This window comes from Bradyrhizobium sp. CCGUVB4N (genome assembly GCF_024199945.1).
Taxonomy (GTDB): Bacteria; Pseudomonadota; Alphaproteobacteria; order Rhizobiales; family Xanthobacteraceae; genus Bradyrhizobium.
Map to the genome: position 1 here is coordinate 9,177,772 of NZ_JANADP010000001.1, position 21,161 is coordinate 9,198,932.

Consider the following 21,161-nt stretch of genomic DNA (forward strand, 5'->3'; position numbering starts at 1 on the left):
GCTTGCTCTGGGCCTGCGAGAGGAAACGCATGGGCTGATGCAAAACGCGGCATCGCGACTTCGCGCGCGCCGCGTCTGCACCACGCGCACGTCAACAGACTGTCACATGCACCTCATGCAAGCTCCGCCGGAAGGTGGAATTGCAATGTCTGCACATGTGTGCAAATCGCTGTGACCAAGGCAGTTCATTCAGGGAGGACCCACCGTGCGTCGATCGCTCATTCTCACAGCAGCCATCATGGGCTTGGCCGCGAGCAGCTCCGCGCGAGCCGATGACCTCAAGGTCGCGCTGATCTACGGCAAGACCGGTCCGTTGGAAGCCTATGCCAAGCAGACCGAGACCGGCCTGCAGATGGGCTTTGAATACGCCACCAAGGGCACGATGATGCTCGACGGTCGCAAGATCGTCATCATCACCAAGGACGACCAGGGCAAGCCGGACCTGTCGAAGGCCGCGCTCGCCGAAGCCTATCAGGACGACAAGGCCGACATCGCGATCGGCACGACCTCGTCGGCAGCGGCGCTCGCCATTCTCCCCGTCGCCGAGGAGAACAAGAAGATTCTGATCGTCGAGCCCGCGGTCGCGGACCAGATTACCGGCGAGAAGTGGAATCGCTACATCTTCCGCACGGCGCGCAACTCGTCGCAGGACGCGATCTCGAACGCGGTTGCGATCGGCAAGCAGGGCGTCACCGTCGCGACGCTGGCGCAGGACAACGCCTTCGGCCGCGACGGCGTCGCCGCTTTCCGGGATGCGCTCGCCAAGACCGGCGCGACACTCGCGGCCGAGGAATATGCCCCCGCCAACACGACCGACTTCACTGCCATCGGGCAGCGGCTGTTCGACGCGCTGAAGGACAAGCCGGGCCGCAAGATCATCTGGATGATCTGGGCCGGCGCTGGCAACCCGCCGTCCAAGCTTCAGGACATGGACCCGAAGCGCTACGGCATCGAGCTCTCGACCGGCGGCAACATCCTGCCGGCGCTCGCGGCCTATAAGGGCATGCCGGGCATGGAAGGCGCGACCTATTACTACTACGACATCCCGAAGAACCCGGTGAACGACTGGCTCGTCGCCGAGCACCAGAAGCGCTTCAACGCGCCGCCGGACTTCTTCACCGCGGGCGGCTTTGCGGCTGCGATGTCCGTCGTCGCCGCCGTCACCAAGGCGAAGTCGACCGATACCGAGAAGCTGATCACGGCGATGGAAGGCCTGGAGTTCGACACGCCGAAGGGCAAGATGGTGTTCCGGAAAGAAGACCATCAGGCGCTGCAGAGCATGTATCACTTCAAGGTCAAGGTCGATCCGAACGTGGCCTGGGCTGTGCTCGAGCCGGTGCGCGAGCTGAAGATCGAGGACATGGACGTTCCGGTCAAGAACAAGCGCTGAGTTGCCACCTCTCCCATAGGGAGAGGTCGCGCCGAAGGCGCGGGTGAGGGGTTTCGTCCTCTCGTGGGACCTGAGCCCCCTCACCCGATTTGCTGCGCAAATCGACCTCTCCCCTCCGGGGAGAGGTGAACCGAGAGACCAACCCGGCTTGCAAGAATGACGCTGACCCTCGAGACCCGCGATCTCACCATCCGCTTCGGCGGCCATGTCGCAGTCAACAACGTCACCTGCACGTTCCGCCCCGGCGAGCTCACCGCGATCGTCGGACCGAACGGCGCCGGCAAGACCACCTACTTCAACCTGATCTCGGGCCAGCTCCGCGCCTCCGCTGGCCACATCCTGTTCGACGGCACCGACATCACGGGCCACTCCGCGCCACTGCGGACCCGCGCGGGTCTCGGGCGCGCGTTCCAGCTCACCAATCTCTTCCCGAACCTGACGGTCGAAGAGAACGTCCGCCTCGCGGTGCAGGCCGCCTCGGGCACCCATTACGACATGCTGCGGCCCTGGATGGTCCGCCGCGACCTGATCGCGCGCGCCGATGCCATTCTCGACCAGGTCGCGCTCGGCAACCGCCGCGGCGTCGCCGCGACGGTGCTGTCGCACGGCGACCAGCGCAAGCTCGAGGTCGCGCTGATGATCGCGCTCGAGCCGAAAGTGTTCATGTTCGACGAGCCGACCGCCGGCATGAGCATCGACGAGGTGCCGGTCGTGCTGAACCTGATCGCGCAGCTCAAGCAGGACAAGAGCAAGATCATCCTGCTCGTCGAGCACAAGATGGACGTGGTGCGCTCGCTCGCCGACCGCATCATCGTGTTGCATAACGGCCAGCTGGTCGCCGACGGGCCGCCGGCCGAAGTGATCGCCTCGCCGATCGTGCAGGAAGCCTATCTCGGCGTGTCACCCAAGAAAGCGTCAGAGGGCGCAGCATGACCGACCTCCTCAAACTCTCCGGCGTGCACACCCATATCGGCCGCTACCACATCCTGCAGGGCATCGATCTCACGGTGCCGCAAGGACAAGTCACGATGCTGCTCGGCCGCAACGGCGCCGGCAAGACCACGACGCTGCGCACCATCATGGGTCTGTGGCAGGCCTCCTCCGGCGAGATCAGCCTCAGCGGTGAGCGTATCGAAAGCCGCGCCACGCCCAACATTGCCCGTCTCGGCGTCGGCTATGTGCCGGAGAGCATGGCGGTGTTCGCCGATCTCACGGTGAAGGAGAATCTCGTCCTCGCCGCCCGCGACGCGCCGATGGACGACAGGCAGCTGGAACGGATCTTCGGCTTCTTTCCGGCGCTGCGCCGGTTCTGGCTGTCACGGGCGGGCAGCCTCTCGGGCGGGCAGAAGCAGATGCTGTCGATCGCGCGCGCGATCATCGAGCCGCGCAAGCTGTTGTTGATCGACGAGCCGACCAAGGGGCTGGCGCCCGCCATCGTCATGGCGCTGATCGAGTGCCTGAAGGAGATCAAGCGCAAGGGCGCGACGATCCTGCTGGTCGAGCAGAATTTCTTTGCCGCCCGCGAGCTCGGCGACAATGTGCTGGTGATGGACAACGGCACCATCGTCCACCGCGGCGAGATGGCGGCCTTGGCCTCCGACGTACCATTGCAAGAGCGGCTGCTCGGCCTGAGCCTGGAGGCACATCAGTGACTGACCTCGCCGCCACCGATCCGCTACCCAAGCCGAAGCGCGACATCGCGCCGATCCTGCTGCCGATCGCGCTCGCGCTTCTCGTGATTCCGCTGATCGGCTCGCCCTCAACCTGGCTGACGTTGACCGCGGCAAGTCTCGCCATGGGCATGATGATCTTCATCATGGCCTCGGGGTTGACGCTGGTGTTCGGCCTGATGGACGTATTGAATTTCGGCCACGGCGCCTTCATCGCGGTCGGCGCCTACATTGCGACGCTGGTGTTCGCACCGTTCGCCGCCTCCGTGCAGGCGGATTCGCTGTGGGTGAACCTCGCGGTGCTGGCGCCAGCGGCACTGCTGTCGATGGCGGTCTCCGGCGCGCTCGGCCTGGTCGTCGAGCGCGTGCTGATCCTTCCCGTGTACGGCCAGCACCTGAAGCAGATCCTGATGACGACGGGCGGCTTGATCGTCGCAGAGCAGACGCTCTATGCGCTGTGGGGGCCGCAGATCATCCCGATGCCGCTACCGACTTCGCTGCGCGGCTCCTTCATCCTCGGCGACGTTGCGATCGCCAAATACCGCGTGCTGGCGACGCTGATCGGGCTTGCCGTTTTCATCGCGATCCAGCTCGTGCTCAACCGCACCAAGCTCGGCCTTCTGATCCGCGCCGGCGTCGAGAACCGCGAGATGGTCGAAGCGCTCGGCTATCGCATCCGCCGCCTGTTCCTCGGCGTGTTCATGACGGGCTCGGCGCTCGCCGGCCTCGGCGGCGTGATGTGGGCGCTCTATCGCGAGCAGGTCCACGCTTCGATGAGCGACGAGCTCACCGTCCTGATTTTCGTCGTCGTCATCATCGGCGGCCTTGGCTCGATCGGCGGCTGCTTCATCGGCGCGATCCTGGTGGCGATGGTTGCCAATTACGGCGGCTTCCTGGTGCCGAAACTCGCTCTCGTCTCCAACATCCTGCTGATGGTCGCCATTCTGATGTGGCGGCCGCGCGGCCTCTATGCGGTGACCAGCCGATGATGATCCTGTCGGGCGATCCACCGCGGAGCCGCGTGCTCACGCTCGTTCTCGTCGTCATCATCCTGGCGCTGGCGGCGACGCCGTTCCTGTTCCCCGGCGCGAAAGCGCTGAACGTCGCGGCCAAGATCTGCGTCTTTGCCGCGCTGGTCGCCTCCTACGATCTACTACTCGGCTATACCGGCTCGGTGTCGTTCGCCCACACCATGTTCTACGGCATCGGCAGTTACGCCATCGCGATCGCGCTCTATGGCATGGGTCCGAACTGGGCCGCGGTCGCCACCGGCGTCGTCGTCGGCCTGCCGCTCGCCGCGCTGTTGGCGCTGGCCATCGGCCTGTTCTCGCTGCGGGTCGCCGCGATCTTCTTTGCCATGATCACGCTCGCCGTCGCCTCCGCCTTCCAGGTACTGGCCTCGCAACTGTCCTGGCTCACCGGCGGCGAGGACGGGCGCAGCTTCCAGCTGCCCGAGCTATTGCGCCCCGGCACGGTGCTGATCTCGAAAAACCTGTTCGGCTTCGAGATCAACGGCCGCATCCTCACCTTCTATCTGGTGTTCGCCATCTCGGCGCTGATGATCCTCGCGCTGCTGCGCGTGGTGAACTCGCCGTTCGGCCGCGTGCTGCAGGCGATCCGCGAGAACCGTTTTCGCGCCGAGGCGCTCGGCTTCCGCACCGTCTTCCACCTCACCTACGCCAACTGCCTTGCGGCCCTGGTTGCCGCCAGCGCCGGCATCCTGAACGCGCTATGGCTCCGCTATGCCGGCCCGGACACCTCGCTGAGCTTCTCCATCATGCTGGACATTCTCCTGATGGTGGTGATCGGCGGCATGGGCACGATCTACGGCGCGATCATCGGCGCCACCATCTTCATCCTCGCCCAGAACTATCTGCAATCGCTGATGGGCGTCGCCTCGAAGGCAGCGTCGGAGGCCGGGCTGCCACTGCTGCCGGGATTGCTCCATCCCGACCGCTGGCTGCTCTGGCTCGGGCTTCTGTTCATTGCCAGCGTCTATTTCTTCCCGACCGGCGTTGTTGGGCGGCTGCGCCATGGCGGAGGCGACAAGAGCGCGGGCGCCTCGCATTAAGCTTCGATTAACGATGCAGCGCAGCGCGTCGTGCAGCCGACGCACAACCGTGGCGTGACACAACACGGTTCCCGCGGGAGTGGATATCCGTAGTATTCCGCAACCGGTTTAAGCCATGGGTAACCGGCTTTCCTAAGCATTGCGCCATCTGTCCGTAGTATTTCTGCTCCTCCAGGGGAGTGGGATGCGCCAGGTTTTTCGACAGATGGCAGCTGCAATGTTCCTGGCCGCAAAGGGCGGCTGGGACGCTGCCATGCGGCGCGGCCCCGTGCTGTGGCTGACACTCTCGGGCGCGTTGCTGGTCGCCGGCATTTTCGCAGTGACCGCGATGGCGGTTGGCGAATTTCGCGAGAAGACGCTCGTCAACCGCGAGCGCGAGCTGGAAAACACCGTGCAGCTGATCGCACGGCACTTCGATCAGCAGTTTGAAGATTCCGATGTCGTCGCCGCCGATCTGATCGGGCAGATGCACTTGCCGGACATCACATCGCCGCAGATGTTCCGCGAGCGCATGTCGGGGCCCGAAGCCCGCCGGATGCTGCGAGGCAAGATCAGCGCGGTGTCCTATCTCGGCGACATCGCGATCTACGATGCCGACGGCGAGATCATCAACTGGTCGCGGGCCCAGCCGCTGCCCAAGATCAATGTCTCCTCGCGAACCTATTTCCAGACCTTCAAATCGAATCCCATGTCGGAGCCGGTGCTGCTGGAATCCGTGCGCAGCTACCTGATCGGCAAATGGACCACGATCGTGGCGCGGCGGCTGACCCTGCCGGACGGCACTTTCGTCGGAGCGATGGTGCGGCGGATCGATCCCGACAGCTATCAGCGTTATTTCGCCTCGGTCGCTCTGGCCGACGGCGCCGCCATCACGCTGTTCGACCGCGAGGGCACGATGCTGGCCCGCTACCCGCATGTCGAGGAGATGATCGGGACCAACTACAAAAATGCTCCGCTGATGCGACAGGTGCTGGCCAGGGGCGGCCATCAGACACTTCGGGTCAAGAGCCCGGTCGACGGCGAGGACCGTTTGGGTTCAGCCGTCCCGCTGACTCATTTCCCGCTGGTCATCGTGGCGACCAACACCATGTCGGCAGCGCTCGCCGACTGGCGGCAGCAAACCGGCTTCATGGTCACCACCGCAACGCTCTCGGCGACCGTGATCGCGCTGATCCTGTTCATGATCATCCGGCAGATCAACCGGCAGAACCGCGAGGCCCAGCAACGGCTGGAGGCGGAGCGACTGCGGCTCGACACCGCCCTCAACAACATGTCGCAGGGGTTGATCCTCTACGACGCCGACGGTTACATCGTCACCTGCAATCGCCGCTATGCCGACATGTTCGGCCTCTCCCACGACGTCATCAAGCCCGGCTGTCACATCCACGAGGCGATGTACCATCGCAAGGAGCGCAACGCGTTCAGCGGCGACGTCGAAGCGTTTTGCGCCGAGGTCATGCGAGGCGTCGCCGAAGGCCAGGTCGCCACCAAACTGCATCAATTACCCAACGGCCGTGCCTTCCAGGTCATCAACACGCCGCTCGCGCAGGGCGGATGGGTCGCCACGATCGAGGAGATCACCGAGCGGCTCAATCTCGAGCAGGAGCGCGACCGCAACTACACGTTCCTCCGCGAGATCATCGACCACATCCCGTCGCAGATCACGGTGAAGGATGCCCGGACGCGGCAGTATCTGCTGATCAACAGCACCGCCGCAGAACAATTCGGCCAATCGCGCGAAGCCATCGTCGGCAAGACCCCCTTCGACATCTACCCGGTCGACACCGCCAGGGTCGTCACCGACGACGACAGCAAGGCGCTGCAGACAATCGATGGATTGTCCAAGGACGAGCATGCCTGGCCGAGCCAGACCATGGGATTGCGCTACATCACCTCGACCCGGATCGGCATCCGCGACAAGTCCGGCGAGCCGCGCTACCTCATCAATGTCGTCGATGACGTGACCGAGCGGCGGCGCGCCGATGAGAAGATCGCGCATATGGCGCATTACGATGCGCTGACCGACCTGCCGAACCGCACGCTGTTTCGCGAGCAGATCGAGCGCGAGCTGGGGAAGGTCGCGGACGGCGCGCAGTTCGCGCTGCTCTATATCGACGTCGACGAGTTCAAGGGCATCAACGATTCGCTCGGCCACCATGTCGGCGACGAGCTGTTGAAGGCGATCGCCGGCCGCATCCGCACCTGCCTCAAGCCGGGCGATCTGATCGCGCGGCTCGGCGGTGACGAGTTTGCCGTGATCCAGACCGGAATCGAATCGTCCGCCGACGTGCTCGCCTTCGTCACGCGGCTCCATGAAGCGATCCGCCGCCCCTATCACTGCCTCGGTCACCAGCTCTCCACCGACGCCAGCATCGGCATCGCGATGGCGCCGCAGGACGGCGCCGATCTCGACCAGCTGATCAAGAACGCCGACCTCGCGATGTACGGCGCCAAGGCGGAAGGGCGGCGCACCTACCGCTTCTTCGTTCCGGCGATGGATGCGAGCGCCAAGGCCCGCCTCACCCTGGAGCAGGATCTGCGCCAGGCGCTGATCGACGGCGGCTTCGAGATTCACTACCAGCCGCTGGTCAATCTGCACTCGGGCGAAGTCTCCGGCTGCGAGGCACTGCTGCGCTGGCGCCATCCGGAGCGCGGCATGGTCTCGCCGGCAGAATTCATTCCGATCGCCGAGGACACCGGCCTGATCAACGAGATCGGCGACTGGGTGCTGCGCACGGCCTGCAACGAGGCTGCGACCTGGCCCGCCCATGTGCGCGTCGCCGTCAACGTCTCGCCGGTGCAGCTCAAATGCGACACGCTGGCGCTGCGGATCGCTGGTGCCCTGGCCGCCTCCGGCCTGGAGCCGCGGCGGCTCGAGCTCGAGATCACCGAGGCCGTGCTGATTCGCGATGACGAAGCGGCTCTTTCGATCCTGCACCAGCTTCGCTCGATCGGCGTGCGCATCGCGCTCGACGATTTCGGCACCGGGTATTCCTCGCTGAGCTATCTGAAGCGCTTCCCGTTCGACAAGATCAAGATCGACCGCTGCTTCGTCGCCGATATCGCCGATTCCGGCGGATCGCCGGTGATCGTGCAGGCGGTGGTGAACATCGCCTCCGCCAGCAAAATGACGACGGTCGCCGAAGGCGTCGAGACCGAGGCCCAGCGCGAGATGCTGCGCGCGCTCGGCTGCACGGAGATGCAGGGCTATCTGTTCAGCAAGCCGAAGCCGGCGGCGGACGTGCGCGGGATGTTCGGCCCGGGCGACGCCATGCCTGTGGCGGCGGTGGCCTGAGATGGCAAAGCTCATCACGCCTCCAGCCAAGACCGTGGACGTGGCGGATTCCTACGCGGTGCGGCTGATGCAGCACCTGGTGGTGCCGACCTTCGTGATCGACCCGAAGCGCCGCGTCGTGATCTGGAACCGCGCCTGCGAGCGGCTGACCGGCGTTGCCGCGGCCGAGGTGATCGGCACGACGAAACACTGGCAGGCCTTCTACGAGACCAAGCGCCCTTGCCTTGCCGATCTCGTTGCGCAGGACCGACCCGAACAGCTGCCTGAGTTCTATTCGGAGTACGCTGCGCGCGGCCACAACGGGCTCGGCTTCAGCGCGGAGAACTGGTGCGTGATGCCGAAGCTCGGCAGCCAGCTCTATCTCGCGATCGACGCAGGTCCCATCCATGACGAGGCCGGCAATCTGATCGCGGTGGTGGAGACGCTGCGCGACCTCACTGACCAGAAGCGCGCCGAGATGGCGCTGAAGGAGCTCGCCACCAAGGACGGCCTGACCGGACTGTCGAACCGCCGCTCCTTCGACCAGATGCTGATGACCGAATGGGCGCGCGCGCAGCGGACGCAGAAGCCGCTGGCGCTGCTGTTCGTCGACGTCGATCATTTCAAGCTGTTCAACGACGAGCACGGCCATCAGTCCGGCGACGAATGCCTGCGCGAGGTCGCGCGCGTCGTCAGCCGCCACGCCGTGCGCCCGCTCGACCTCGCCAGCCGCTATGGCGGCGAGGAATTCGCGCTGATCCTGCCCGACCTGAATTGCGATGATGCCTGCGTGATCGCCGAAGAGATCCGCGGCGCCGTCATGGCGTTGCGGATTGCCCATGGCGCCCACGGGGCCGGCAACCACGTCACCCTCAGTGTCGGCGTCGCCAGCCACATCCCCGGCGAGGCCGACGGAGCCCCCGACCGGCTGCTGGGCGCGGCCGACCAGGCGCTCTATGCCGCCAAGCGGCTCGGCCGCAACCGTGTCGTCTGCTCCGAACGGATCCTGGCCGAATTCGCAGGCCTCGGCTGGGACAATGTACCGGTCAGCGGTCCGGTTCCTGGCCTGGCCCCGCGCAAATCGGCCTAAAGCGCTGATATTGCCGCGGCGAGACCGGTTGCTCACTTCTCGCCAATCGGCTACATGATCCCTCGCTGCACCCGTAGCTCAGCTGGATAGAGCGTTGCCCTCCGAAGGCAAAGGTCACACGTTCGAATCGTGTCGGGTGCGCCACTAGCGATGGCCGGCTATCCGATGCGTGTTTTCGATCGTCTGGTCTCCTGCCTCGTTCTATTCCTTGCCATCGCAGCCGTCCCGGTGCCTGCCGCACGCGCTGCCGAAACCTGCCCGTTCATCAGCGCGCAGGAGCTCGCCGCCGCGATGCCGGCGCTCAAATGGTCTCTGATTTCAAATCAGGACGGCCGCGGCTGCATCTACCAGGCGGGGCGCGGCGACACGATGATGCTGACCGTATTCAGCAATCCCGACAAGGACCGCGCCAACGAATTGTACGCGACCTTCGTCAAGACGCTTGGCGAGCGCATGCCGCTGAACGCCGTGTCCGGGATCGGTGAAGAAGGCCAGGGCGGAGCCAGCGCTGCCGACGCGCAGCGCCAGGAGGCCTCGGTCGTCGCCTTGTCCGGCGACTACATTCTGCAGATCAGCGTCTATCCGATCGGCCGGCGTGCCGACAACACGCTGCTCGGACCGATCACCGCAGCCGCGCGCGTTGCCATCGGCAATGCGGGCAAGACCAGCGAGCGGTTCGGCAATTGCGAATGGCTCACGGCCGCGGATGCCGACGGCTTTCTCGACAAGAGCACGCTGACGGTCCAGCGGACCGGCGCGGGCAGCTGCATGATGTTCGATCGCGAGGCCAACACCATGACCGTCGCGGTGATTGCGATCTCGCGCGACACGGTCATCAGCATGATGAAACGCGCAGGTCCCTGCAAACACGTGGCGATACCCGAGCTCGGCAGTGAAGCGTTCGGCGAGTATTCGTGCACCAAGGGCAACGGCAACGCCGTCAACATCTTTGTCTGGAAGAACGGCAGGCAGGCTTCGGTCCTGTTCGCGCCGGTCAAGCCGCATCCGGAGTCCGGCTCGGTCGAGCGCCTGAAAGCGGTTGCCGGGCGGGTCTACGGAAAACTGTAACGACGCCGCTGGGGCGCTCTTGAGCGGTAAAGCGTCCGCTTCGCAAGGCGCCCGCGATTGCAGTATAGGCGACCACCGTCAGGTCGGACGGGCTGAATACGTCAATCACCGTCGAACCTCCGGCCTGAATGGCCGCCTGCCGCATTTTTGTTTCCGGATATTTCTAGTTGCTCAACGGCAACATTGAGCAACCGGCGGATCGCGGCTCCAACGGCTCCGCGCCAGCTCCCGTGCCTACCACCGCCCGACCGGGCAAATCCAACCGCCAAGGTGAACTCAGGACTGCGAACACAGGACTGGATGTGACTTCGGCGATATCGGCCCAAGTCCACCAAAAGCACGGAAAGCAACCATGACCTCGATTTCGGCGCTCTCCACCCATCACCACCAGCACACGTCACCATTGCAGCGGCTGCAGGACGAGCTGCAATCGGAAGTCAGTTCCGGCACGATCAGTGCGTCCGATCAGTCGGCGCTGTCCTCCGCGCTCAGCGATATCGACTCCTCGCTGCAATCGGACGGGACAGGCGATCAATCCAGCGACAGCGGCCCCGGCGGAATCAAATCGAAGATCGATGATCTGATCCAGCAGGAAGTGTCGTCCGGCAAGCTCACCGACCAGCAGGCCACCGAGCTGCAAGGCATCTTCAAATCTGCGTTCTCGCATGGACCGGGCGGAGCAGGCGGACCGCCCCCTGGCCCGCCGCCGGTCGGCGGCACCGACAGCGCGTCCAGCGGCAGTTCGGTGGTCGACCTGCTGCAGCAATTCGTTCAGGCGCTGAAGAGCTCGCTGACGGATTCGAGCTCGTCCAGCACGACGGACTCGACCACCAGTTCGACGTCGACCAGCAGCACAGACAGCTCCTCCAGCGGCAATTCGACGACGGAGGTGCTCGAAAAATTCCTGGAGACGCTGAAGGCCTCGCTTGCGGATTCGACCTACAGCGGCACGGGATCGAACGGCACGTCCAATCCCTCCGACCCCGCGCTGTCCGGCGTCCTGCTCAACGACCGGATCTGATAGCCGCGACGCAGCAGACGCCTAATCCAGTCACCCTTCGGCTTCCCCAAGGGGTGACTGGAAGGGTGGCTGTTCTCTTCTGTGTCCCGCGTCACGGCGGGACGGGCCGGTCCGCGACATTCTCCTGGCATCGCGCGGAATAGTCCGCGCGATCTGAAATGAGGAGACTGTCATGCAGAACATGGCTCGCGAATTGACGGAGACGGAGCTCGAGACGATCGCCGGTGGCGGCTTCTGGGGCAGCGTTGCCAATTTCTTCCGTGGCCTGTTCGGCGGTCCCGGCGACCTTCGCCGTCCGCTCGACCGCCCCTGATCCCAACTGCGATCCGGACGGGGGCCGTACGCGGCCCTCGTCCTCGCGGTCTCAGTGCCTGACATGCTCGAAGACCACGATCACGCCGGTCGGCTCGGGTTCGTGCGCCATCAAGCGCGTCAGATCAGCATCGCTCCAGTCGGCGAGGCTGACGACTTCGCCGGTCTCGCGATCCGCGCCGAGCGAGGGCGTCGGCTCGAGGACTTTCAATCCCATCTCGTCGACGAAGAAGGTGTGCTCCCCGAACATGCTGTTGAGCTGGGCCATGGCGGGGTGTTCGTCGGGCAGCACCTGCGCACCGAGCTGGTTGACGGTCTGCTTCACCTGTTCGGATGTGAGCTTCATGAGCTGCTCCGTTCTGTCATTCGAGTTTCATGCGAGTTTCATGACTTGAACCAGGGTTTAGCCGAAGCGCGTGTTCCCTGCGCCTGTGTTCGCCTGGCTCAATCTCCCGAACGGGTGCTGCGCACAAATGTTCCGGCGAAATGAATTTCGTGATCGCGTGTTGCAGACGCCGCGCGGACGGCACGAGATCGCCACACGATGTCCACGATCTCTTCGATGAGCGCTAATGCTCGCTGCGGTTCTCACCGACGGAGAGCGCGCAGATCCGTGACAGATAGGTGTAGGGCAGACCGGTCTCCTCGGCCCAGGCATTGAACTGCGCCTGCACCTTGGCGAGATCGCCCTTCGACTTGACCTCTTCGGCGATGTCCAGGCCGGCATCGCGCAGGCAGGCGACGACGTCCTTCGAGGTGACGAACCCGTCCCAACCGACGAAGCGCAGCAGCATCTGCCCGGTGTTGCCGCCGAGCCGGCTGCCGCGCTTGGTGAGGAGATCGAGCAGGCCGATCTCGTTGGACGGCGGCCACGTCGCCAAAAACTTGCCGAAGCTGCCGTGCTCTTTCGCGATCTCCTGCACGAAGGTGGCATTGTCGCGCACCGACATGATCTTGGCGCCGTTGCGCACGATCCGCGCATCGCGCAGCAGCGCTTCCCAGTAATCTTCGGGCTGGAAGCTGAGCTTGGCCGGCTGGAAGCGCAGGAAGGCGTCTTCAAAGCCGTCCCATTTCGTGTCGATCACGCTCCAGGCAAAGCCCGCGCAAAACACACGCTTCGTCATCTCGGCAAGGATGCGATCATCGCCGAGTTTTGCCAGACCCTTGAGGTCGGGCTTCTCGGGCATCAGCCTGTCGAGCGCCTTGGGTCCGCCCTTGCGCTTCTCGGCGCGGGCACGAATGGTCTTGAAGGAGGTCATGCGGACACCCGCGTTGAAAGCGCGCCACGACACCAGAATTCGACCATCCGGTCCAGCCCTGCGACGCTGCCGGCACTTGCGCGCTCCCGCGCAGCACAGCATGCTTCGCTCGACCGATTGATGTGCGGCCGTTCTGGTCCGCTTCTTGCGTTATGACGTTTTGGAATTCCCAGACATTTTCGCACCCTCTCCGACGGATTCCCGATGCGCTGCCTGGTCGTGGCCGACCTGCATTACTCGTTGCCGCAGCTCGACTGGCTGGTCAGCGCTGCGCCGCAATTCGACCTTGTGATCTTTGCCGGCGATGCGCTCGACATCGGATCGATGGTGGATTTCCGCGCCCAGATCGTGGTGGTGAAGAAGTACCTCGCGCTGATCGCGGCGCAGACCAGGGTCATTCTCTGCTCCGGCAATCACGATCTCGACGAGCGCAATGCGGAGGGCGAGAAGATCTCGCGCTGGATCTCGGAGGTGCGGGAGCTCGGCATCGCCTGCGACGGCGACAATCTCAGCATCGGCGACACGCTGTTCACGGTGTGCCCGTGGTGGGACGGGCCGCTGGTCAAGCAGCGCATCGCCGACCAGCTGCGCGATGCCGCGCTCGAGCGTCCGCAGCGGTGGATCTGGGCACATCACGCGCCGCCGGCGAATTCGCCGACGAGCTGGGGCGGCAAGCGGTTCTTCGGCGATGTCGAGCTGGTGCAGTGGATCATGCAGTATCAGCCGTCGATGGTGATCTCGGGCCATGTGCATCAATCCCCCTTTATCACGGACGGCTCGTGGTTCGACCGGCTGGGCCAGACCTGGGTATTCAATGCGGGCCTGCAGCCCGGCCGGCCGCCGACGCACATCGTGCTCGACCTCGATGAGAACAAGGCGTTCTGGCTGGCGGCAGGCGAAGCACAGTGGATCGATCTTGCGGCGCCGCTGAAGCGGCCGGCGTCTGATATCGCCGAGCCGCCGGACTGGCTTACATCCTTGGATCGGATTGCCGATCCGAGCCTGGCGAGACCTCGAGCGGCGGCAGGTTGATCATGCTCTGCAGCACCTCGCCGACCATGGCGAGATGCGTGCCGTGACCGGCATATTGCCGCTTGAGATCGGCGAGATAGGTGTTGGCGGCATTGAGCCGCTGCGCCAGCATGCGCGCGATCAGCAGCGCGACCTCCGGCTCCCGCTTCAGGAGCGAGGCAGCATCGGCGAATTCGTAGACGACCGTGTCGGAGCAGGCCCGCACCGTCGCGGTGTGCGGCAGCCCAAGCAACACGGACATCTCGCCCAGCACCGCGCCGGGCTCGGCGATGGTGGCGACCACCATCTCGCCCTTGAGCACCTCGAGCTTGCCGCTCATCAGCACATAGAGATGGCCGGAGGCGCCGCCTTCGGTCACCAGATCCGTGCCGGCCGCAATCTGACGCTCAGTTCCACCGGTGCAATAGTCCAGAACCGCACGCATCGCCGTAAGCTCCCGTCCTGGGAGGCAGTAGAGCACGATCCGCGGCGGGATGCAGCGGTTTTTGAGCGGGCCGCACGGCCGCTTTCGGCAAGTCTGGTCAGCGCGACAGCCGTTTTGCGAGATGAATCGACTGCCAGTCGCCAAGGCCGGTATCCGCAAACCCCGCCTTCTTCGCAAGGCCGCGCATCTCGGCATTGGCTCGTGCGGTCTCGGCCGCGATCATCTCGTGACCGAGATCGCTCGCGCGTCGCTCCATCGCGGCCATCATCTGCAGGCCGACGCCCTTGCGCTGAAAGACATCGGCAACGGAGATGGCGAAATCGCCGTGCCGAGCGACCGCGTCATAGGCGTATCGGGTTTCTCCGATGATCGTGCTCTGCCCTTCATCCAGCCTGAGCTCCGCAAGCAAGGTGAAATAATCGGGATGGCTGACCTTGGCGACGCATTCGGCCGCGACGACGGCCAGGTCCGCCCGCGCGCCCATAAAGCGTTTGTTGCGCGTCGTCGCGGACAGGCCGGTGAAATAGAGCGAGAGGCTCTCCACGTCGGCGGCATCGGCAGCCCTGATCCGGACTGCGCGGTTCGTTTCGGTCTCGTCAACGACAGCATCCAGAGACAATCGTGACATGCGCGAAGCCCTCGGCAGGTTGCGTGGACCGCACACCTAGCCGAGGTCGCGTATTTGCCGCTTGGACAGAGCTGCCAATCTTGCGGTCAGAAACGAACAGCGCGTTGTCCTCGGCCGGACATCACACAGGGTTTGCACTCATGCCGCTTCGCGCGTGCCGACACGCCGCTCCGGCCGTGCGGCCGTCATCGACTGTTCCTCGGCGTCCTGCGGAGCGCCCCAGAATTCGCGCACTGTGGGCCCCCATCTCAGCCGTCGCGCACGCAAGAATTCGAGGATCTCGTGCGGCCAGACCCTGCGGCCCATCTGCGTGTACCAACGCATGGCGTGTCGCAGGCCCTCGTCGCGCTGGAACAGCACGCGCCAGATCGCCTTGGGGCGACACTGCAGCACCATCTCGGTAAACTTGAACCAGACCAGCACGCGCCACGGCGCCATGTAGCGCGTGGCCAACACTTGATGCTTGTAATCCCAGCGGCGGCGATCCGGCTGGATCACGCGGCGGTCGGCGGCGAGCCGGAAGTATGGCGTCCAGCGATGCGGCGTGACGTAGAGCAGTTGTACCTGATCGGGATCGTAGGCGAGCAGCTGCTTCAAGCCACGCCAGTGATCCCGATCGGTCTCTTCCTCGAACCCGACCACCCAGGTCGCCATCGACAAGATGCCATGCTGCCGCAAGAGGCGAATGGCCTCGCGATCGGTTGCGGTGGTTGCCCCCTTGCGGATCAGCTCCAGCGTCTTCTCATCGGTGTTCTCCAGTCCGAGCAGGAAGCGCTGCCAACCTGCCTTCTTGTAGAGGTGCAGGATGTCGGCATCGCGCACGATGTCGTCGGCCCGGGTCGAGCCCACCAGGATGAGATCGACATTCTCGGCGATCAGCGCTTCGAGGAAGGCCCGCCACGCCTTCTTGGACACAGTCGGATTTTCGTCCGCGAAGTTGATGACCTTCACACCGTGCTCGCGATACAGGCGCGCCAGCTCTTTGGCGAAACGGACGGGATCCCGATGACGCCAACGCGTCCAGAAGCCGCGCTGGCCGCAATAATTGCACAGATGCGGGCAACCGCGCGAGAACTGCACGACCACGGCACGCAGGCCACCCCAATAGCTGTACCGCGCGTGATCGATGAGCTCCCAACCGATCCGATAGGCATCGAGATCCGCGATGACCGGCGCAGGCTGCGTCGCACGGGGGCCTGCGACGTCGCGGAGCGCGATGCCGGCAACGCCGCTGAGATCGTGGCCATATTCCAGCGCGCGTATCAGGCGCCGCGCGGTCTCCTCGCCTTCACCACGAACGATGGCGCTGACATAGGGCTCGTCGCGCAGGATGTCGCGCCAATGATAGGTCGGGAAGACGCCGCCATAGACGATCAGCACGCCCGGCATGGCTTTCACCAGCGCCTGCGCGATCTCCGTAATCACGGGATGTCCGGAGGTCGAGCCGGAATGACCGAACAACACGGCGTCCGGCGCGAAGCGGCTCGCTTCGCTGATGATATCCGCGACCGGCATCGGGCCGAACTCGGCATCGATCAGCCTTACGGCGTGACCGTCGTCGATCAGCGGGCCGCCGATCGCGAGCAGGCCGAGCGGCGGCAGATGATCGTCCGGAATACGGCTTCCGATCGAGGGATGAGGCACGTTGACGAGAAGAACACGCATGGACTTTCGCTCCCGCTTTGGTTGGCGTGATCGTCCGTCCCGCTCCTATGAAGAAGCCCAATCCCCCGACTGAACCCGAAGACATCGTACTTGGCTGCTGCGGAGACTCTTGCTCTGCTCCGCTTTTTTGACGCGTTTTCTTCACGCGAACCGGTATCCACTTCGCTCGAAAACGCTTTGCAGCATCACGCCCGAGAAAGCGAGGGCACCTCCTCCGGCATGATCGCCTGAAGACCGCCGAAGCGTCGCTCGCGGCCATGGAAGGAAGCCAGTGCGGCGGCAAGATCGGCCGCATCGAATTCCGGCCACATCCGCTCGGTGAAATGCAGCTCGGCATAGGCGCCTTCCCAGAGCAGGAAGTCCGACAGCCGCTTTTCGCCCGACGTGCGGATGATGAGATCGACGTCGCGCAAGCCGGCCTCGCCGGTGACCAGTTGCGAGAAGGCCTCGCGGGTGAGGCTGGTCAGCGCGGCCGCCTTCGCCGCGGCATTGAGAATGGCGTCGCGTGCGGAATAGTCGACGGCGATGCGCAGATGCAGCGTCGTGCCGTGGGCCGTGGCGGCCTCCGCACGCGTGATGGCGGTGGCAATGCCGTCCGGCAAGCGGTCGCGACGGCCGATCACGTTGAGCCGCACGCCGTTCTTCACCAGGCTCTGCACCTCGTTGGCGAGGTAGAAGCGCAGCAGCGTCATCAGGGCTGCGACCTCGGCCTTCGGCCGGCGCCAATTGTCGGTCGAGAATGCGTAGAGCGTCAGCGTGCCGATGCCCTGCTTGGGCGCGGCCTCGACGATGCGGCGGATGGTCTCGACGCCGGCCTCGTGGCCGCGCACGCGCGACAGGCCGCGCCGCGTCGCCCATCGTCCGTTGCCGTCCATGATGATGCCGACGTGAAGCTTGTCGTTGGGGGACGTGACGTCACTTTGCATTGCAAAGTCTCCGGTCAAAAAGGGGGACGATCAGGTCGAGAGAATGCCGAGGCGGCCAAGCGGCGGTGCCTCGCGGCCGGCGGCCTTGGCGGCATCGCGCACGAGACGCTCGAGCACGGCGAGATAATCGAGGAAACGGCGGCGGCCGGTCTTGGTCAGGCGGCAGGTGGTGTGCGGGCGATTGCCCTCATAGCCTTTGGTCACCTCGACCAGGCCCGCCTCCTGCAGCACCGCGAGGTGTCGGCTAAGATTGCCGTCGGTGAGGCCGCAGAGTTGCTTGAGATCGGCGAAGGCGAGCCCCTTCGGATGCGCCATCAGCGAGGTCAGAAGCCCGAGCCTCGCCTTCTCGTGGATCACACGGTCGAGCCCTTCATAGGAGAAAGGCGCGCTGTCAGTCTTCGACATCATTCTCTCCGGACGCAACATACAGAATGGCCGCCATCATCGACTGGCCGATCACGAAAGGCAGCCCCATGGTCCACGGCGACAACATGTGAGTCCGGCTCGCCAGCACCACTACGGCAAAACCCGAGATGAAGTACCAGGACCCGGCGAACGCCACGCTGCGCGGCAGCGAGCGGACGGAGGCGAAAATGCCGAGCGATACCAGGATCTGCCACAGCCCCGGCAGAAGCCACAGCGTCTCGGCCGCGAACTTCCACATCACCACCGCGAGCAGGATTCCGGCGACGCCCGCGGGCAAGAACTGCTCGACCGCCTGGTGGATCATGGCGTCGGCAAGGCCCGAATGATGGCGGCGCGAGCGCGCCCGCATCTCGACCCAGATGATCAGGCCGGACAGCGCAGCCGCAACGAACCAGCCGAGAAAGAAGCCGAGCGGCTCGCTGTTGGGGTCGCCGAGCAGCCAGAATTGCAGGATTGCGGTGACAAGCGCGACCACGCCTGTCGCGGCCATCGTCGCCGGGCCGTAACCGCGGAATGCCGTGCCGGCCGCGATCTGGCTGCGGATTGCCACGATGTCGGCCAGTGCCTTGTCGAGATCGCGCATCGGCAACGCCAAAACCCCGCTCCACCCAGTTCACGAACCAGTCCGCCCGGTCACTTTGTGATGCAAAGTATACCGCAGTACAAAGTAAAGGCAAGCCTGAAAGTCGTCCGCGAGGGACGCCGCCCGATCAGACAACTGTCGGTTGCGCGAAGTGGGCCCACGCAGATAAGATGGCGCCAAAGCGTTCCGGGGGGAAGTCATGTGGTTGAAGTCGTTTGCCGTCGCTGCTCTGTTGCAGATGTGCCTTTCTGGATCAGCACATGCGAAGGGGCCATTCGGAAGCGTCAATGTCGGCAACTGGATCGGCGGCGCCTTCAGCAACGACGAAACAGGCGCCTTCTCCCATTGCGCCGCGACGGCGCCTTACGCGAGCGGCGTCATCCTGGTCGTGAGCCAGAATGCAGCCGGCACATGGTCGCTCGCCTTTGCGAGCCCCGGCTACCACCTCAACAAGGGCGAGAACGCCGCGATCGACGTGACCTTTGACGGGCAGGAGCAGGCCAGGCTTTACGCTACGGCGTATCAATCCAACATGCTCACCGCCATTATGCCGCTCAATGTCGTGCGCACGTTTCAGAAGGCGAGCCTGATGGTCGCAACGGCGGGCCGCGCCGTCCTGAATTTTGACCTGACCTCGACCGGGCCGCTGATCGCGGCGTTGGCCAATTGCGTGACCAAAGTAAAGGCCGACGGACTCGACAAGGCCGGCGACTTCACCAAGGGTGCCGCGAAGCCCGCAGCCACGGCCGACAAGCAAGGCTCGCCGCCGGCCGGCAAACCCGCCAAAGGCGCCAAGAGTGGTTTTGGCACCGGCTTCGTGGTCAGCGCCAACGGACACATCGTCACCAACAACCACGTGATCGATGGTTGCAGCGAGCTCAAGGGCAATCTCACCGGCGAAGCCGCGATGGTGTTGCGCGTGGTATCGAGCGATGCGAACAACGATCTGGCCTTGTTGCAGCCGTCATCGACGGTGGCATTCAAGGACTTCGCCCGGATCCGCGATCGCTCGTTCCACTCCGGCGATTCCGTCGTCGCGATCGGTTTCCCCTTTCACGGCTTGCTCACGTCGGACTTCACCGTGACGACCGGTATCGTGAGCTCGCTTAGCGGCATACTCAACGACACGCGGTTCCTGCAAATCAGTGCGCCGGTGCAGCCCGGCAATAGCGGCGGCCCGCTGTTCGACAACAGCGGTCAGATCGTGGGCGTGGTCACAGGAAAGCTCCCTGGATTGCGCATCGCCGCGGCAACCGGCAACATTCCGGAGAACATCAACTTCGCCATCAAGACCGGCGCGCTGCGCGACTTCCTCGACAATTCGGTGGTGCCGTACCAGACTGCCGAGCCGAAGGGCGAATTGAAAACCCCCGAGATCGCCGGCAACGCGCGGGCCTACACGATGCTGATCTCGTGTAACGGCACTGAGCAGGCTGACGCGAAGAAGTAGCGGCAAAGCCGGTCTCGTAGCCCGGATGGAGCGAAGCGCAATCCGGGGACGTCGCACGCCTCGCAAGGTCCCGGATTTCGCTTCGCTCCATCCGGGCTGCGCATCAAACCGAGCCTTCCCTCACCCGTGGCAGCACGCGCTCTTCGCCTGCGGCTCGTACTGGTCGCGCAGGCGGACCCAGTCCATCGGATAGGGCAGACCGTCCTCGTGACGACCGAGCGGAGTGAGGTCGAGATATTGATAGGCGGCGTTCATCATGTCGAGACCGCGGGCGAAGCAGGAATAGGTGTGAAAGATGTCGCCGGCTTCGTTGCGATAGAACACGCTGATGCCGGGCAGCTCGGGGCCATAGAACGGTGTGGTGCCGAAATTGTACTTCGGGACACCCTGATCGATCTGCTCGCGCGTGAACGAGACCTCGTAATCATAGTTGAAGTCGTTGCGGCCCGAAGACACCCAGTCGAAGCTCCAGCCCATGCGCTTCTTGAACGCCTCGAGCTTCTCGACGGGTGCCAGCGAGATCGCGACCATGGTGGTGTCGCGCGCCGCCAGATGCGGCACCATGCGCTCAAAGCCGTCGGCCCAGAACGAGCAGCTCTTGCAGGCCGCCTCCCAGTCGGGCGCGAACATCACGTGCTGGACCACGAGCTGCGGGCGGCCCTTGAAGAGATCGCCCAGCGTCACCTTGCCGTTCGGCCCGTCGAACACATAACTCTTGTCGACCTTCACCCAGGGCAATGCGCGGCGCTCCTCGGCGAGGCGTTCGCGGGCCTGGCTCAGCTCCTTCTCATGCGCCAGATGGGCTTTGCGGGCGGCGACCCATTGCTCGCGCGAGACGATCTGATGTTGCTGCATGGTATCCTCCTCTGACA

At 64.5% G+C, this 21,161-nt stretch carries 21 protein-coding genes and 1 tRNA gene; 13 read left to right on the plus strand and 9 right to left on the minus strand.

Features of this window, described 5'->3' with window-relative positions:
• Window positions 1–205 precede the first annotated feature (205 nt).
• The 11 genes from NLM31_RS42735 (at window position 206) to NLM31_RS42785 (ending at window position 11,897) form a co-directional block, all read left to right on the plus strand.
• Window positions 206–1,390: a substrate-binding domain-containing protein gene (locus NLM31_RS42735; RefSeq protein WP_254135139.1), complete on the plus strand. Its 1,185-nt coding sequence runs from the start codon at window positions 206–208 to the stop codon at window positions 1,388–1,390.
• Window positions 1,391–1,546: 156 nt separating this feature from the next.
• On the plus strand, window positions 1,547–2,323 hold the full coding sequence (locus NLM31_RS42740; protein WP_254196095.1) for an ABC transporter ATP-binding protein: 777 nt from the start codon (window positions 1,547–1,549) through the stop codon (window positions 2,321–2,323).
• Entirely contained in the window at window positions 2,320–3,042 is a 723-nt protein-coding gene (locus NLM31_RS42745; protein WP_254196096.1) for an ABC transporter ATP-binding protein, read from the plus strand. Before NLM31_RS42740 ends, NLM31_RS42745 begins: the two co-directional genes overlap by 4 nt.
• On the plus strand, window positions 3,039–4,049 hold the full coding sequence (locus NLM31_RS42750; protein WP_254196097.1) for a branched-chain amino acid ABC transporter permease: 1,011 nt from the start codon (window positions 3,039–3,041) through the stop codon (window positions 4,047–4,049). The genes NLM31_RS42745 and NLM31_RS42750 overlap by 4 nt, the downstream gene beginning before the upstream one ends.
• Entirely contained in the window at window positions 4,046–5,131 is a 1,086-nt protein-coding gene (locus NLM31_RS42755) for a branched-chain amino acid ABC transporter permease (protein WP_254196098.1), read from the plus strand. The genes NLM31_RS42750 and NLM31_RS42755 overlap by 4 nt, the downstream gene beginning before the upstream one ends.
• A 184-nt stretch (window positions 5,132–5,315) precedes the next feature.
• Window positions 5,316–8,426, plus strand: coding sequence for an EAL domain-containing protein (locus tag NLM31_RS42760; protein ID WP_254196099.1), 3,111 nt, complete (start codon window positions 5,316–5,318; stop codon window positions 8,424–8,426).
• Between the two features lies 1 nt (window position 8,427).
• Window positions 8,428–9,495 (plus strand): diguanylate cyclase, encoded by a 1,068-nt coding sequence (locus NLM31_RS42765; protein WP_254135145.1) that lies wholly within the window; start codon window positions 8,428–8,430, stop codon window positions 9,493–9,495.
• 67 nt (window positions 9,496–9,562) lie between these two features.
• A tRNA-Arg gene (locus tag NLM31_RS42770) sits at window positions 9,563–9,639 on the plus strand.
• A 21-nt stretch (window positions 9,640–9,660) separates the two neighbouring features.
• Window positions 9,661–10,563, plus strand: a complete 903-nt coding sequence (locus NLM31_RS42775; protein ID WP_254196100.1) for a hypothetical protein — start codon at window positions 9,661–9,663, stop codon at window positions 10,561–10,563.
• Window positions 10,564–10,915: 352 nt separating this feature from the next.
• Complete coding sequence (locus NLM31_RS42780) at window positions 10,916–11,584, plus strand: hypothetical protein (RefSeq protein ID WP_254196101.1); 669 nt, start codon at window positions 10,916–10,918, stop codon at window positions 11,582–11,584.
• A gap of 172 nt (window positions 11,585–11,756) precedes the next feature.
• Window positions 11,757–11,897, plus strand: coding sequence for a ComC/BlpC family leader-containing pheromone/bacteriocin (locus tag NLM31_RS42785; protein WP_254135148.1), 141 nt, complete (start codon window positions 11,757–11,759; stop codon window positions 11,895–11,897).
• Between the two features lie 51 nt (window positions 11,898–11,948).
• On the opposite strand, the gene NLM31_RS42790 is transcribed toward NLM31_RS42785, so the two are convergent.
• Together NLM31_RS42790 and NLM31_RS42795 are read right to left on the minus strand one after the other, a co-directional pair.
• Entirely contained in the window at window positions 11,949–12,242 is a 294-nt protein-coding gene (locus NLM31_RS42790) for a hypothetical protein (protein ID WP_254196102.1), read from the minus strand.
• A 223-nt stretch (window positions 12,243–12,465) separates the two neighbouring features.
• Complete coding sequence (locus NLM31_RS42795; RefSeq protein WP_254196103.1) at window positions 12,466–13,155, minus strand: DNA-3-methyladenine glycosylase I; 690 nt, start codon at window positions 13,153–13,155, stop codon at window positions 12,466–12,468.
• Between the two features lie 204 nt (window positions 13,156–13,359).
• On the opposite strand from NLM31_RS42795, the gene NLM31_RS42800 reads away from it, so the two are divergent.
• Window positions 13,360–14,187 carry a metallophosphoesterase gene (locus tag NLM31_RS42800; protein ID WP_254196104.1) on the plus strand — a complete coding sequence of 276 codons (828 nt, stop codon included), beginning with the start codon at window positions 13,360–13,362 and terminating at the stop codon, window positions 14,185–14,187.
• On the opposite strand, the gene NLM31_RS42805 is transcribed toward NLM31_RS42800, so the two are convergent.
• The 6 genes from NLM31_RS42805 to NLM31_RS42830 all read right to left on the minus strand — a co-directional run bounded on the left by NLM31_RS42805 (window position 14,126) and on the right by NLM31_RS42830 (window position 18,839).
• Window positions 14,126–14,611 (minus strand): Crp/Fnr family transcriptional regulator, encoded by a 486-nt coding sequence (locus NLM31_RS42805; protein WP_254135152.1) that lies wholly within the window; start codon window positions 14,609–14,611, stop codon window positions 14,126–14,128. The two genes, NLM31_RS42800 and NLM31_RS42805, sit on opposite strands and share 62 nt — an antisense overlap.
• A 97-nt stretch (window positions 14,612–14,708) precedes the next feature.
• Window positions 14,709–15,239 (minus strand): GNAT family N-acetyltransferase, encoded by a 531-nt coding sequence (locus tag NLM31_RS42810; protein WP_254196105.1) that lies wholly within the window; start codon window positions 15,237–15,239, stop codon window positions 14,709–14,711.
• Between the two features lie 138 nt (window positions 15,240–15,377).
• A complete protein-coding gene (gene bchE, locus NLM31_RS42815) occupies window positions 15,378–16,904 on the minus strand; it encodes a magnesium-protoporphyrin IX monomethyl ester anaerobic oxidative cyclase (RefSeq protein WP_254196106.1) in 1,527 nt (508 codons plus the stop codon).
• A gap of 185 nt (window positions 16,905–17,089) precedes the next feature.
• Window positions 17,090–17,830 (minus strand): di-trans,poly-cis-decaprenylcistransferase, encoded by a 741-nt coding sequence (locus NLM31_RS42820; RefSeq protein WP_254135155.1) that lies wholly within the window; start codon window positions 17,828–17,830, stop codon window positions 17,090–17,092.
• Window positions 17,831–17,860: 30 nt separating this feature from the next.
• Window positions 17,861–18,235: a transcriptional regulator gene (locus NLM31_RS42825; RefSeq protein WP_212424295.1), complete on the minus strand. Its 375-nt coding sequence runs from the start codon at window positions 18,233–18,235 to the stop codon at window positions 17,861–17,863.
• Window positions 18,222–18,839, minus strand: a complete 618-nt coding sequence (locus NLM31_RS42830) for a hypothetical protein (protein WP_254196107.1) — start codon at window positions 18,837–18,839, stop codon at window positions 18,222–18,224. Before NLM31_RS42830 ends, NLM31_RS42825 begins: the two co-directional genes overlap by 14 nt.
• 199 nt (window positions 18,840–19,038) lie before the next feature.
• On the opposite strand from NLM31_RS42830, the gene NLM31_RS42835 reads away from it, so the two are divergent.
• Complete coding sequence (locus NLM31_RS42835) at window positions 19,039–20,289, plus strand: S1C family serine protease (protein WP_254135157.1); 1,251 nt, start codon at window positions 19,039–19,041, stop codon at window positions 20,287–20,289.
• Window positions 20,290–20,409: 120 nt separating this feature from the next.
• On the opposite strand, the gene NLM31_RS42840 is transcribed toward NLM31_RS42835, so the two are convergent.
• On the minus strand, window positions 20,410–21,144 hold the full coding sequence (locus tag NLM31_RS42840) for a thioredoxin family protein (protein WP_254135158.1): 735 nt from the start codon (window positions 21,142–21,144) through the stop codon (window positions 20,410–20,412).
• Between the last annotated feature and the right edge of the window lie 17 nt (window positions 21,145–21,161).

Bases quoted from the DNA above. Each gene is read 5' to 3' on its own strand.
- NLM31_RS42840 (WP_254135158.1), bottom strand. From the start codon at position 21,144: ATGCAGCAACATCAGATCGTCTCGCGCGAGCAATGGGTCGCCGCCCGC.
- NLM31_RS42820 (WP_254135155.1), bottom strand. From the start codon at position 17,830: ATGCAAAGTGACGTCACGTCCCCCAACGACAAGCTTCACGTCGGCATC.
- NLM31_RS42795 (WP_254196103.1), bottom strand. From the start codon at position 13,155: ATGACCTCCTTCAAGACCATTCGTGCCCGCGCCGAGAAGCGCAAGGGC.
- NLM31_RS42835 (WP_254135157.1), top strand. From the start codon at position 19,039: ATGTGGTTGAAGTCGTTTGCCGTCGCTGCTCTGTTGCAGATGTGCCTT.
- NLM31_RS42745 (WP_254196096.1), top strand. From the start codon at position 2,320: ATGACCGACCTCCTCAAACTCTCCGGCGTGCACACCCATATCGGCCGC.
- NLM31_RS42825 (WP_212424295.1), bottom strand. From the start codon at position 18,235: ATGTCGAAGACTGACAGCGCGCCTTTCTCCTATGAAGGGCTCGACCGT.
- NLM31_RS42790 (WP_254196102.1), bottom strand. From the start codon at position 12,242: ATGAAGCTCACATCCGAACAGGTGAAGCAGACCGTCAACCAGCTCGGT.
- bchE (WP_254196106.1), bottom strand. From the start codon at position 16,904: ATGCGTGTTCTTCTCGTCAACGTGCCTCATCCCTCGATCGGAAGCCGT.
- NLM31_RS42755 (WP_254196098.1), top strand. From the start codon at position 4,046: ATGATGATCCTGTCGGGCGATCCACCGCGGAGCCGCGTGCTCACGCTC.
- NLM31_RS42805 (WP_254135152.1), bottom strand. From the start codon at position 14,611: ATGCGTGCGGTTCTGGACTATTGCACCGGTGGAACTGAGCGTCAGATT.
- NLM31_RS42740 (WP_254196095.1), top strand. From the start codon at position 1,547: ATGACGCTGACCCTCGAGACCCGCGATCTCACCATCCGCTTCGGCGGC.
- NLM31_RS42830 (WP_254196107.1), bottom strand. From the start codon at position 18,839: ATGCGCGATCTCGACAAGGCACTGGCCGACATCGTGGCAATCCGCAGC.
- NLM31_RS42765 (WP_254135145.1), top strand. From the start codon at position 8,428: ATGGCAAAGCTCATCACGCCTCCAGCCAAGACCGTGGACGTGGCGGAT.
- NLM31_RS42810 (WP_254196105.1), bottom strand. From the start codon at position 15,239: ATGTCACGATTGTCTCTGGATGCTGTCGTTGACGAGACCGAAACGAAC.
- NLM31_RS42780 (WP_254196101.1), top strand. From the start codon at position 10,916: ATGACCTCGATTTCGGCGCTCTCCACCCATCACCACCAGCACACGTCA.
- NLM31_RS42800 (WP_254196104.1), top strand. From the start codon at position 13,360: ATGCGCTGCCTGGTCGTGGCCGACCTGCATTACTCGTTGCCGCAGCTC.
- NLM31_RS42775 (WP_254196100.1), top strand. From the start codon at position 9,661: ATGCGTGTTTTCGATCGTCTGGTCTCCTGCCTCGTTCTATTCCTTGCC.
- NLM31_RS42760 (WP_254196099.1), top strand. From the start codon at position 5,316: ATGCGCCAGGTTTTTCGACAGATGGCAGCTGCAATGTTCCTGGCCGCA.
- NLM31_RS42785 (WP_254135148.1), top strand. From the start codon at position 11,757: ATGCAGAACATGGCTCGCGAATTGACGGAGACGGAGCTCGAGACGATC.